The 12,467-nt window shown below is 53.2% G+C and carries 15 protein-coding genes and 1 other annotated feature; of the genes, 14 read left to right on the forward strand and 1 reads right to left on the reverse strand.

Going from position 1 to position 12,467, the window contains the following annotated elements; all coding sequences use genetic code 11:
* From infC to CRO33_RS19355, 14 genes are all read left to right on the forward strand, one after another.
* On the forward strand, window positions 1-552 hold the full coding sequence (infC, locus tag CRO33_RS19295) for a translation initiation factor IF-3 (RefSeq protein WP_034821726.1): 552 nt from the start codon (window positions 1-3) through the stop codon (window positions 550-552).
* Between the two features lie 99 nt (window positions 553-651).
* Window positions 652-849: a 50S ribosomal protein L35 gene (rpmI, locus tag CRO33_RS19300; RefSeq protein ID WP_006118955.1), complete on the forward strand. Its 198-nt coding sequence runs from the start codon at window positions 652-654 to the stop codon at window positions 847-849.
* A gap of 82 nt (window positions 850-931) precedes the next feature.
* Complete coding sequence (gene rplT / locus CRO33_RS19305) at window positions 932-1,288, forward strand: 50S ribosomal protein L20 (protein ID WP_007892678.1); 357 nt, start codon at window positions 932-934, stop codon at window positions 1,286-1,288.
* A 115-nt stretch (window positions 1,289-1,403) separates the two neighbouring features.
* Window positions 1,404-1,529 (forward strand) — a sequence feature (Phe leader region).
* Window positions 1,409-1,453 carry a pheST operon leader peptide PheM gene (pheM, locus tag CRO33_RS24460; protein WP_121626058.1) on the forward strand — a complete coding sequence of 15 codons (45 nt, stop codon included), beginning with the start codon at window positions 1,409-1,411 and terminating at the stop codon, window positions 1,451-1,453. (Overlaps the previous feature by 45 nt.)
* 71 nt (window positions 1,530-1,600) lie before the next feature.
* Window positions 1,601-2,584 (forward strand): phenylalanine--tRNA ligase subunit alpha, encoded by a 984-nt coding sequence (gene pheS, locus CRO33_RS19310; RefSeq protein ID WP_034821723.1) that lies wholly within the window; start codon window positions 1,601-1,603, stop codon window positions 2,582-2,584.
* Between the two features lie 14 nt (window positions 2,585-2,598).
* Window positions 2,599-4,986 carry a phenylalanine--tRNA ligase subunit beta gene (gene pheT, locus CRO33_RS19315; protein WP_097119262.1) on the forward strand — a complete coding sequence of 796 codons (2,388 nt, stop codon included), beginning with the start codon at window positions 2,599-2,601 and terminating at the stop codon, window positions 4,984-4,986.
* 4 nt (window positions 4,987-4,990) lie between these two features.
* On the forward strand, window positions 4,991-5,293 hold the full coding sequence (ihfA, locus tag CRO33_RS19320; RefSeq protein ID WP_007892687.1) for an integration host factor subunit alpha: 303 nt from the start codon (window positions 4,991-4,993) through the stop codon (window positions 5,291-5,293).
* 191 nt (window positions 5,294-5,484) lie between these two features.
* Entirely contained in the window at window positions 5,485-5,847 is a 363-nt protein-coding gene (locus CRO33_RS19325; protein ID WP_097119263.1) for a DUF2502 domain-containing protein, read from the forward strand.
* 90 nt (window positions 5,848-5,937) lie between these two features.
* Window positions 5,938-6,921 carry a vitamin B12 ABC transporter permease BtuC gene (btuC, locus tag CRO33_RS19330; RefSeq protein ID WP_097119264.1) on the forward strand — a complete coding sequence of 328 codons (984 nt, stop codon included), beginning with the start codon at window positions 5,938-5,940 and terminating at the stop codon, window positions 6,919-6,921.
* A gap of 39 nt (window positions 6,922-6,960) precedes the next feature.
* Complete coding sequence (locus CRO33_RS19335; protein ID WP_097119265.1) at window positions 6,961-7,506, forward strand: glutathione peroxidase; 546 nt, start codon at window positions 6,961-6,963, stop codon at window positions 7,504-7,506.
* Window positions 7,507-8,253, forward strand: a complete 747-nt coding sequence (gene btuD / locus CRO33_RS19340) for a vitamin B12 ABC transporter ATP-binding protein BtuD (RefSeq protein ID WP_097119266.1) — start codon at window positions 7,507-7,509, stop codon at window positions 8,251-8,253.
* Window positions 8,254-8,321: 68 nt separating this feature from the next.
* Window positions 8,322-8,783, forward strand: coding sequence for an NlpC/P60 family protein (locus CRO33_RS19345; protein ID WP_097119267.1), 462 nt, complete (start codon window positions 8,322-8,324; stop codon window positions 8,781-8,783).
* A 311-nt stretch (window positions 8,784-9,094) separates the two neighbouring features.
* Window positions 9,095-9,838 (forward strand): EAL domain-containing protein, encoded by a 744-nt coding sequence (locus CRO33_RS19350; RefSeq protein WP_097119291.1) that lies wholly within the window; start codon window positions 9,095-9,097, stop codon window positions 9,836-9,838.
* A gap of 97 nt (window positions 9,839-9,935) precedes the next feature.
* A complete protein-coding gene (locus CRO33_RS19355) occupies window positions 9,936-11,375 on the forward strand; it encodes a protein adenylyltransferase SelO (RefSeq protein WP_097119268.1) in 1,440 nt (479 codons plus the stop codon).
* A gap of 5 nt (window positions 11,376-11,380) precedes the next feature.
* On the opposite strand, the gene CRO33_RS19360 is transcribed toward CRO33_RS19355, so the two are convergent.
* Window positions 11,381-12,427, reverse strand: coding sequence for a 3-deoxy-7-phosphoheptulonate synthase (locus CRO33_RS19360; protein WP_097119269.1), 1,047 nt, complete (start codon window positions 12,425-12,427; stop codon window positions 11,381-11,383).
* Window positions 12,428-12,467: the final 40 nt, after the last annotated feature.

Consider the following 12,467-nt stretch of genomic DNA (forward strand, 5'->3'; position numbering starts at 1 on the left):
ATTAAAGGCGGAAAACGAGTACAACCGACGCGTCCGAACCGTATCAACGGCGAAATCCGTGCTACCGAAGTGCGCTTAACTGGCGTAGACGGCGAGCAACTTGGCATTGTGACATTGCGCGAAGCAATTGAGAAAGCCGAAGAAGCTGGCGTAGATTTAGTTGAAATCAGCCCGAACGCCGAACCGCCGGTTTGCCGTATTATGGATTACGGCAAGTTCCTTTATGAAAAGAGTAAATCTTCTAAGGAACAGAAGAAGAAGCAGAAAGTTATCCAGGTTAAGGAAATTAAATTCCGTCCTGGTACCGATGATGGCGACTATCAGGTCAAACTACGCAACCTGATTCGCTTTCTGGAAGAGGGCGATAAAGCCAAAATCACGCTGCGTTTCCGTGGTCGTGAAATGGCGCACCAGCAGATCGGTATGGAAGTGCTTAACCGCGTCCGTAAAGACCTGTGTGAAGATCTGGATCTGGCCATTGTCGAGTCCTTCCCGACTAAGATCGAAGGCCGCCAGATGATCATGGTGCTCGCACCGAAGAAGAAACAGTAGGCCTTCAAGTAATAATTCCGCGCAGCGTTCGCGCTGTGCGGAATCTTATTCGCCTGTCTGATTCATTTTATTAACAATGCGAAGTGGATATTTGTAAAAATGCCAAAGATTAAAACTGTCCGTGGCGCGGCTAAGCGCTTCAAGAAGACCGCTTCTGGCGGCTTCAAGCGTAAGCACGCGAACCTGCGTCATATTCTGACTAAGAAGTCTACCAAGCGTAAACGTCACCTGCGTCCGAAAGGCATGGTGTCTAAAGGCGATCTGGGTCTGGTTGTTGCCTGCCTGCCGTACGCATAAGTAAACTTTTTATAAATCTGCCTGAACACTTTGCGTACTGCAGGGAATAGGGCATCACAGAATATGATATAGGAGAGCTCACATGGCTCGCGTAAAACGTGGTGTAATTGCTCGCGCACGTCACAAGAAAATCTTAAAACAAGCTAAAGGCTACTACGGTGCACGTTCACGTGTTTACCGCGTTGCTTTCCAGGCTGTTATCAAAGCTGGTCAGTATGCTTACCGTGACCGTCGTCAACGTAAGCGTCAGTTCCGTCAGCTGTGGATCGCGCGTATTAACGCTGCGGCCCGTCAGAACGGTATCTCTTACAGCCGTTTCATCAATGGCCTGAAAAAAGCCTCTATTGAAATCGACCGTAAGATTCTGGCTGACATCGCTGTATTCGACAAAGTGACCTTCACGGCACTGGTCGAAAAAGCAAAATCAGCTCTGGCGTAAGTCAGATGAAAAAGGGAGCTTGCTCCCTTTTTTATTGCCTGCAACTCACGCAAAAGATTGACATTTTAACCGCTGGGCTTTTCAATAGTGCGGTTTCTATCAAGACAAGGTAACGCAAGCATGCACGCTGCTATTTTCCGTTTCTTTTTTTACTTTAGCGCCTGACAATCGGGGGCTTTTGCGCATAAGAAAAGAAACGAAAAATCGCGCTGAAAGCCTCCCTCGTGGAGGCTTTTTTGTTTCTGGCGACACTTAATCGGATCTCACGGTCCTTACAAGAACTGACCAGCCCGGCTGGAAGAAGAGGAAATCATGTCCCAACTCGCAGACCTGGTGGCCCGTGCCACGGCCGCTATCGACGAGGCGTCGGATATCGCCGCCCTGGACGCCGTGCGCGTCGAATTCTTGGGTAAGAAAGGGCATCTGACGCTGCAAATGACCACCCTGCGTGAACTGCCAGCGGAAGACCGTCCGGCAGCAGGCGCGGTGATTAACGAAGCGAAGCAGCAGGTGCAGGATCGTCTTAACGCACGTAAAGACACCCTGGAAAGCGCTGAGCTGAATGCGCGCCTCGCCGCAGAGACCATTGATGTCTCGCTGCCTGGTCGTCGCGTTGAGAACGGCGGTTTGCACCCGGTGACCCGCACCATCGATCGTATCGAAAACTTCTTCGGCGAGTTGGGCTTTGCGGTGGTCACTGGTCCGGAAATCGAAGATGACTATCATAACTTCGACGCACTCAACATTCCTGGCCACCATCCGGCGCGTGCTGACCACGATACCTTCTGGTTCGATGCCACCCGTCTGCTGCGTACCCAGACGTCTGGCGTGCAGATCCGCACCATGAAAAACCAGCAGCCGCCGATCCGCATCATCGCGCCAGGTCGCGTGTATCGTAACGACTACGATCAAACCCACACCCCAATGTTCCATCAGATGGAAGGTTTGATCGTCGATAAAGACATCAGCTTCACCAACCTGAAAGGCACGCTGCATGATTTCCTGAACAACTTCTTTGAAGAAGACCTGCAGATTCGCTTCCGTCCTTCTTACTTCCCGTTCACCGAACCCTCCGCGGAAGTGGATGTGATGGGTAAAAACGGCAAGTGGCTGGAAGTGCTGGGCTGCGGCATGGTGCATCCGAACGTACTGCGCAATGTGGGCATTGACCCGGAAGTCTACTCTGGCTTCGCTTTCGGCATGGGAATGGAGCGTCTCACCATGCTGCGTTATGGCGTGAACGATCTGCGCGCCTTCTTCGAAAATGATTTACGTTTCCTCAAACAATTTAAATAAGGGCAGGTTATCCAATGAAATTCAGTGAACTCTGGTTACGCGAATGGGTAAATCCAGCCCTGGACAGCGCTGCGCTGTCTGAGCAAATCACCATGGCCGGCCTGGAAGTGGACGGCGTGGATCCTGTCGCCGGTGCGTTCAATGGCGTGGTCGTGGGTGAAGTGGTGGAGTGCGGCCAGCATCCGAACGCAGACAAACTGCGCGTGACCAAAATCAACGTGGGCGGCGAGCGCCTGCTGGATATCGTCTGTGGCGCGCCAAACTGCCGCCAGGGCTTGAAAGTCGCCGTGGCGACCGTAGGCGCGGTGCTGCCGGGCGATTTCAAAATCAAAGCGGCGAAATTGCGTGGTGAGCCTTCCGAAGGCATGCTGTGCTCGTTCTCTGAGCTGGGTATTTCCGACGATCACAGCGGCATTATTGAACTGCCTGCTGATGCGCCTATTGGCACTGACATCCGCAGCTATCTGCAGCTGGATGACAACACCATCGAAATCAGCGTAACGCCAAACCGTGCCGATTGCCTCGGTATTATTGGTATTGCGCGCGATGTGGCGGTAGTCAACGGTCTGCCGCTCACCGAGCCAACGATTGAGCCGGTTAAAGCGACCATTACTGATACCTTCCCGATTCGCGTAGATGCCACCGATGCTTGCCCACGTTATCTGGGCCGCGTAGTAAAAGGCATCAATGTGAAAGCGGCAACGCCACTGTGGATGCGTGAAAAACTGCGTCGCTGCGGCATCCGTTCTATCGACCCGGTGGTGGACATCACCAACTACGTTCTGCTGGAACTCGGTCAGCCGATGCACGCCTTTGACCTCGACCGCATTGACGGCGGCATCGTGGTGCGCATGGCGGAAGAGGGTGAAGTCCTGACCTTACTGGATGGCACCGAAGCGAAACTCGGCAGCGACACGCTGGTGATTGCTGACCATCAGAAAGCGCTGGCGATGGGCGGCATTTTTGGTGGTGAGCACTCTGGTGTGAACGAAGAAACCCAAAATGTGCTGTTCGAGTGTGCTTTCTTTGAACCGCTGGCGATCACCGGCCGTGCTCGTCGTCAGGGCCTGCATACCGACGCGTCGCATCGTTACGAGCGTGGCGTTGATCCGGCACTGCAATTCAAAGCCATTGAACGCGCAACCCAGTTGCTGCTGGACATTTGCGGCGGTGAAGCGGGTCCGGTTATCGATCAAACTGACGCCAGCAAACTGCATGAGCGCGCCACCATTACGCTGCGTCGCGAAAAACTCGACCGCCTGATTGGTCACGTGATCGCCGATGAGCAGGTCACCGATATCCTGACGCGTCTCGGTTGCGAAGTGACCGTGGGCAATGGCGAGTGGACAGCCGTTGCACCAAGCTGGCGTTTCGATATGGCGATTGAAGAAGATCTGGTTGAGGAAGTGGCTCGCGTATACGGCTACAACAACATTCCAGACGTGCCGGTGAAAGCCAGCCTGATTATGACGAAGCATCGCGAAGCGGATCTGTCGCTGAAGCGTGCGCGTAACCTGCTCGTCGATAAAGGCTATCAGGAAGCGATTACCTACAGCTTCGTTGATCCGAAAGTGCAGCAGCTGCTGCATCCGGGTGAAGAAGCGCTGATCCTGCCAAGCCCGATTTCCAGCGATATGTCGGCAATGCGCTTGTCACTGTGGACCGGTCTGCTTGGTGCGGTTGTTTATAACCAGAACCGTCAGCAAGGCCGTGTGCGCCTGTTTGAGAGCGGTTTGCGCTTTGTTCCTGATACGCAGGCCGATCTCGGTATCCGCCAGGATCTTATGCTGGCGGGCGTTCTGAGCGGTAATCGCTATGAAGAGCATTGGGATCTGGCGCGTCAGACAGTTGACTTCTATGATTTAAAAGGCGATTTAGAATCGTTACTGGATTTGACCGGTAAACTCGATGAGATTTCTTTCCGTGCAGAAGTCAATCCGGCGCTGCATCCGGGACAGAGCGCGGCAATTTGTTTACGCGGCGAACGAATCGGATTTATCGGAGTGGTTCATCCGGAGTTGGAACGTAAGCTGGATCTCAACGGCCGCACCTTAGTGTTTGAACTGCTTTGGAATAAGGTCGCAGACCGCGTCCTGCCTGACGCGCGCGAGATTTCACGCTTCCCGGCGAACCGTCGTGATATCGCTGTGGTAGTGGCTGAAAACGTGCCTGCAGCAGATATCATCGCGGAGTGTAAGAAAGTTGGCGTAAATCAGGTAGTTGGCGTAAACTTGTTTGACGTGTACCGTGGTAAGGGCGTGAACGAGGGCGAAAAGAGCCTCGCGATTAGCCTGATTTTGCAGGATACCAGCCGGACACTCGAAGAAGAGGAGATTGCCGCGACCGTTGCCAAATGCGTTGCGGCATTAAAAGAGCGATTCCAGGCAACCTTGAGGGATTGAACCTATGGCGCTTACAAAAGCTGAAATGTCAGAGTACCTGTTTGAAAAACTCGGGTTGAGCAAACGCGATGCCAAAGAGTTGGTTGAGCTCTTCTTTGAAGAAGTTCGCCGCGCGTTAGAAAACGGAGAACAGGTTAAACTGTCCGGATTTGGTAATTTTGATCTGCGTGACAAAAATCAACGTCCGGGCCGTAACCCGAAGACGGGGGAAGATATTCCTATCACTGCCCGCCGAGTGGTGACCTTCCGTCCGGGACAGAAGTTGAAAAGTCGCGTTGAGAACGCGACACCGAAGGACGCTGACTAATTTCAGTATGACAAAAAGGCCGCTTAGCGGCCTTTTTTATTGGCTGTAAAATGGCCGTTCTGCGCAATCTTTCCATAATGTCAGGATTTCGTAAGTATCCGGAAAATAGGATGAAAATCGGCACTGGCTGATAGTGACTGCGGCAATCCATTTGTTATAACAGCGCCATCACATAACAAGGGGTATTGCTGATGAAAAAGACAGCACTTTTACTGGGCATCCTGTTAGGCATGCCGCTGCTGGCTAACGCCAATGTTTCCGTTAACATCAACACACCGGGTGTTTCTATTCATATCGGTGATCAAGATAAACGTGGCTACTACTGGGATGGCTACGACTGGCGTGCGCCAACCTGGTGGAAACAGCACCACAATCAACGCATCGGCACCAAAGGCCCGCACGGTTACTGGAACGGTAACGGCTGGCAGCCACAGCACCCGGGCAATGCGCCGCACCACGATAACAAACCGCAGCCGCGAGACCAGCATCATGACTCGCGTGATAGCCACGACAAGCGTGATAATCACGGTCAACCGATCCCGCCTCATCAGTAAGCGTTGCTTAGCGGCACCCACTCGGTGCCGCTTTCTTTTTGCCACAATCCCACTACAATCAAATCTCTGTTTTCTCTGCCAATCTTATCTATGACTCTGTTGGACCAGCTTGCCCGTCAGGCCGATCGTCGTAGCCAGCGCTGGCTGATGCTGCTCGGTGCCATTCTGCTGCTGCTGTTTATTCTCAGCCTGTGCGCCGGAGACATCTGGATATCGCCAACCCAATGGTTTTCCTCTAACGGTGAACTCTTCGTCTGGCAGTTGCGCTTACCGCGGACGCTGGCGGTGCTGCTGGTGGGCGCTGCGCTGGCGGTGTGTGGTGTGGTGATGCAGGCGCTGTTCAACAATCCGCTGGCAGAACCCGGCCTGCTTGGCGTATCCAATGGCGCGGGCATTGGGTTAGTGTTGGGTGTCATGCTGGGCAATGGCTCATTATGGAGCCTGACGCTGGCGGCGATGGCGGGCGCATTATTGATCACGCTGATCCTGCTGCACTTTGCCCATCGTCAGCTTTCAGCCAGCCGCTTATTGCTCACGGGAGTTGCGCTCGGCATTATCTGTAGCGCAGTGATGACATGGGCCGTGTACTTTAGCACCAGCCTCGATCTACGGCAGTTAATGTACTGGATGATGGGCGGCTTTGGCGGTATTGACTGGCGCTATGGCTGGATGATGCTGGCGCTGTTGCCGGTCACTCTGCTGCTGACAGCCACCGCTTGGACGCTGAATTTACTTTCACTGGGGGAAACCTCGGCGCGTCAGCTAGGCCTGCCGTTATTGTTATGGCGTAACCTGTTAGTGTTGGCGATGGGCTGGCTGGTTGGCGCCAGCGTGGCGATGGCCGGTGCCATCGGGTTTGTCGGATTGGTCATCCCTCATCTGTTACGCTTAAGCGGTTTTAGCGATCACCGATACCTGCTGCCCGCCTCGGCGCTGGCAGGGGCTGCGGTGCTCCTCGGGGCAGATATTATCGCCCGACTGGTGCTGACGTCGGCAGAGTTGCCGATTGGCGTGGTCACCGCCACCCTCGGCGCACCGCTGTTTATCGTGCTATTAGTGAAATCTTCGCGCTAGCAATGGCTGGCATCTTGGTCTCAACAACAGGAATCGACAATGAGCATTTATCAGACAGAACTGGTTACCCTGGACGGCGAAAAAACGACGCTGGCACAGTATCAGGACAACGTACTGCTGGTGGTCAACGTGGCGTCAAAATGTGGGCTGACGGCGCAGTATGAGCAGCTTGAGTCACTGCAGAAAGCCTGGCAGGACAAAAACTTTAGCGTGCTGGGTTTCCCCTGCAATCAGTTTCTGGAGCAGGAGCCGGGCAGCAACGAAGAGATCAAAACCTTCTGCAGCACCACTTATGGTGTGACTTTCCCGATGTTCGATAAAACCGATGTGAACGGTGCCAATCGTCATCCGCTGTATGCGCAGTTAACGGCGGCACAGCCTGAAGCCGAACGTCCTGAAGGCAGCGGTTTCCTCGAGCGTATGGTGAGCAAAGGACGTACACCAAAAGCCGAGGGCGACATTTTGTGGAACTTCGAAAAATTCCTCATCAACAAAGGGGGTAAGGTGATTGCGCGTTTCTCTCCGGATATGACGCCTGATGATCCGATCATCCTGAAACGCGTTGAGCAGGCGCTGGCAGAGTAAATGCTGTTGCAGTGTCAGGGAGTCAGCGTCGCGGGACGTCTGGCTCCGGTTGATCTCAGCGTCAATGCAGGTGAATGGATACATTTGGTAGGCCCGAATGGCGCGGGAAAAAGTACTTTACTCTGTGCGCTGTCGGGATTATTGCCGGCTCAAGGCGTGATTCAGCTTGCAGGAACGTCGTTGAGCCGCTTAAGCGGGGCTGCACTGGCTCAATGGCGTGCCTGGTTACCGCAACAACAGGCCGCGTTAGGGACCATGCCCGTCTGGCACTATCTGCGTCTGCATTTCTCTTCGGCGTCGCCGCAGGTAGATGTCACACTCAATGATGTGCTGACGCAACTCAGTATACACGACAAATTAACCCGTCAACTGACGCAGCTCTCTGGTGGCGAATGGCAGCGTGTGCGGCTGGCGGCAGTAGTGATGCAAATCCATCCGGCGAGCAATCCTCACGGCAAGCTTTTAATTCTGGATGAGCCGATGACGGCATTGGATGTCGCGCAGCAGCGAGCCGTGGATAAATTGCTGCTCCAGCTGTGCCACGCCGGTATTGCGGTGATTGCCAGCGGCCATGATCTTAACCACAGTCTGCGCCATGCCGACCGCGTAGGATTGATGCATCAGGGGGAAGTGGTGATGCAGGGACGTGCGCGGGACGTCTTAACCGCCGCCAATCTCTCTCCGTTGTACCAAACCGAGTTTCAACAATTTGATACACCGCAAGGCCCTCTGCTGTTTATTCCCTGAATAACATTGCCTGTTAAGCAGATTTGCCGCTAAAGTGTCATCCGGGCGACGGATTTAGGGACATTCTGATGCGAATAACGGTATTTCTTCTGATGCTGCTGCTGGTTGGGTGTAGTAGCCATCACGCGCCGCCGCCGAATGGCCGCCTTTCTGATTCCATCACCGTGATTGCTCAACTCAACGATCAGTTAGGTCGCTGGCGTGGCACGCCTTATCGCTACGGCGGGTTAAGTCGAGGCGGTGTGGATTGCTCTGGTTTTGTTTATCTGACCTTCCGCGATAAATTCGATATGCAACTGCCGCGTTCTACCGTTGACCAGACGGATATTGGCACTCGCATTGATAAACGCGATTTGCTGCCCGGTGATCTGGTCTTCTTCAAAACGGGCAGCGGAGAGAATGGCCTGCATGTGGGTATTTATGATACCGATAACACCTTCATCCACGCTTCTACCAGCCAGGGCGTGATTCGCTCTTCACTGGATAATGTCTATTGGCGCAAGGTATTTTGGCAGGCACGTCGTATCTGAATGATTACCATACCAGTGCTGAATGACCTATTCTCTTCATGGTTTTTCAGCCGGTTTATTATTGAATTCCCCTCAAATTTAACTCTCATTTAAAATGGCACTTTACCTGTGCTCGCATAAATACTAAAAATAAGACTGAATTTATTTAATGAGTATGGACAACCACCTCGGCTATTTGGCTTAAGTTTTATTTATGGCTTAAAACGGTTTAATCAGGCACAAAATTGCGTCTCTTCTAACGTTTGGTCCTATTGCCTGACCGTTTTCATTGATATACGATGCGCCAATTGCCACTGCTTCTGGCTGCTAAAATGAAAGTCCATTTATCTGCCGACTATCAGTCGGAAACCTGGTTCTATCCAGTTTATACACTGGCGGGCCAGCTGACTGCGGTCGAGCTGGTGACGCAATTCGTCCACGACAGCGCACCTATTACGCTGCCGCAGGATTTGCTGTTGCCGCAATTAGACGATGCGCAGCAATTACGGTTAATGCAGAGCCAGCTTTCTTTACTGGAAAAGTACCGTGACTTTTTTGAGCTACATCAAATTACCGCTTTGGTTCGTATTGATGATTCGATGGCGTTAACGCTGCTTGAAAGTGAATTTCTGTTAAGGAAATTTAAACAACTTCCTTTTATTATTCTCGATATTAGCGAAACGTTTCCGCAATTAGCGCGCGGAAAAGCGCAGCCACTTCTGGCAACATTACAGCAGGAATTCCGTTTATCACTTTCCCAATTTGGTGCAGGTAAAGCACCTGCAACCGCAGTTTACGATAATCTCTTTAGTGTACTGAAACTGGATAAAACCTTTATACAAGGCCTGGCTAAACGTGCATCTTTTACACCATTTATCCAAACGGTCATCGATAATTTCTCAGATTATGCCGATCAGCTCATAATATGTGGTGTTGACGATAACCTCATGCTGGAGAAAGTCAGCACGCTGAGCGGAGCTCAACTGCAAGGCAATTTGTTCCCGGTTGTCAAAGCGGAACGGTTAGGTGATCTTATTTATCCTGATGTGACTTCGCACACCCCTTCACAGCAGTAGTCCTTTCAACTGTCATCCGCTGACGCCCAGCGTTACACTGAACCCTATTCTTTAAACTCACTGTTGGTGCTTTTTGTGTGCACCTTCTGGAGTGGTGATGCAATTTATTAATAGCTGGCAGCAAGAGCTGCCGGGATGCTATACGGCGCTGATGCCAACGCCGTTGGAAGGCGGGCGTCTGTTCTATCATAACGCGCCGCTGGCGGCAGAAATGGAACTGGATGCCGGGCTCTTCACTGGGCAGGGGCACGGCGTCTGGAGTGGTCGTGAGCTATTGCCAGGTATGGCCCCGCTGGCGCAGGTTTACAGCGGACATCAATTTGGTGTGTGGGCCGGCCAACTGGGCGATGGGCGGGGCATTCTGCTGGGTGAACAGCAACTGACGAACGGACGTAAACTCGACTGGCATTTGAAAGGGGCGGGATTGACACCCTATTCGCGTATGGGTGATGGCCGGGCGGTGATTCGTTCCAGCGTGCGTGAGTTCCTGGCTTCGGAAGCGCTGCACCATTTGGGGATTCCCACCACTCGCGCGCTGGCTCTGGCGATTGGCGATGAGCCAGTGCTGCGTGAAACGCAGGAACGCGGGGCAATGCTGATGCGCATCGCTGAGAGTCATCTGCGTTTTGGTCACTTTGAACATTTTTACTATGGCGGCGAGCAGGATAAGGTCCGGCAACTGGCAGATTACGCCATTCATCATCACTGGCCAGAATTAAGCGATGACGCTGACCGCTATGTGCTGTGGTTTACCGATATCGTGAAACGCACTGCCAGCCTGATCGCCCACTGGCAGAGCGTGGGCTTTGCGCATGGCGTGATGAACACCGACAACATGTCGATCCTCGGACTGACGCTGGATTATGGTCCCTATGGCTTCCTTGATGATTACCAACCCGGATTCATCTGCAATCACAGCGATTATCAGGGGCGTTATTCCTTTGAGAATCAGCCGATGATTGGTTTGTGGAACCTCAATCGTCTGGCGCATGCATTGTCAGGGTTGATGAGCACGGATCAGTTAAAACAGGCGCTCAGCCATTATGAAACGGAACTTATGCGGGTCTGGGGTGAGAAGATGCGCGCTAAACTGGGCCTTCTGACCGCTGATGCCAATGACAACGCGATTCTGACGCAACTGCTGTCGCTGATGACACAAGAGCGAAGCGATTACACGTTGACCTTTCGCTTACTGAGTGAGACGCAGCAGCATCAACAGCGTTCGCCGCTGCGTGATGAATTTATCGACCGCGAGGCGTTTGACCACTGGTACGACGGCTATCGTCAACGTCTGCTGCAGGATGAGGCATCAGATGAACAACGCCAGCAGGTCATGAAGGCGGCCAACCCAGCGCTGGTGTTGCGCAATTATCTGGCACAGCAGGTGATTGAAGAAGTCGAGCAGGGTGAGAAGGCGGCGCTGGAGCGGCTCCATCTGGCTTTACAACAGCCATTTGATGATGCGGCCGTCAGCGCAGAGTTACGCCAACGGCCGCCAGAGTGGGGCAAAACGCTGGAGGTGAGTTGCTCCAGCTAAGGTGATTAAAAACGGCTGTCGACCGCGGCAGCCAGTTTCTCCAGCACTTCGGCGCTATCTTCCCAGCTCAGGCAGGGATCGGTAATGGACTGACCGTAGTTTAACGGCTCGCCGCTCACCACTTTCTGATTACCTTCCTGCAGGAAACTCTCAATCATCACACCCGCCACCGCACGTGATCCCGCACGAATTTGTGCTGCCACATCATCCGCAACATCGCGCTGGCGACGATGCTGTTTCAGGCAGTTACCATGACTGAAGTCGATGATCAGCTGTTCCGGCAAATTGAAATCACGCAGATTTGCGGCCGCGGCCGCGACATCTTCGGCGTGGTAGTTAGGTTGACGACCACCGCGCAGAATCACATGACCATGCGGATTGCCGCTGGTCTGGTAAATCGTCATTTGACCGTGTTTATCCGGAGACAGGAACATATGACTGACGCGTGACGCGCGAATCGCATCCACTGCGATTTGCACATTGCCGTCTGTACCGTTTTTGAATCCGACCGGGCACGACAGCGCCGATGCCATTTCACGGTGGATCTGACTCTCAGTGGTGCGTGCACCAATGGCGCCCCAGCTGATCAGGTCAGCAATAAACTGGCCGATCACCATATCAAGAAACTCGGTGGCGGTCGGCATACCAGTGGCGTTGATATTCAGCAACAGTTTACGAGCAATGGCGATGCCGCGATTAACGTCGAAACTGCCATCCAGATCCGGATCTGAGATCAATCCTTTCCAGCCGACCACCGTGCGCGGTTTTTCGAAGTAAGCGCGCATCACGATTTCCAGACGATCCTGGTAACGTTCGCGTAACACGTTGAGGCGTTCGGCATAGTCCAGCGCGGCTTTAGGGTCGTGTAGCGAGCACGGGCCGATAATCACCAACAGGCGTGGATCTTCACCGGTCAAAATGCGTGCAATACGCTGGCGCGCAGCGGTGACGGTGGCCGCCACCTCCGGTGAAATGGGGTGTTCTTGCGCAAGCACAGCGGGCGTTAGCAGGCTGCCGATGCGCGCGGTACGCAGTTCATCAGTCTTGTTCATTGAGATTCTCAAAATCTGTTCTTCGCAACGGTGAAATACC

The organism is Pantoea sp. GL120224-02, assembly GCF_900215395.1.
Lineage (GTDB): Bacteria > Pseudomonadota > Gammaproteobacteria > Enterobacterales > Enterobacteriaceae > Pantoea > Pantoea communis.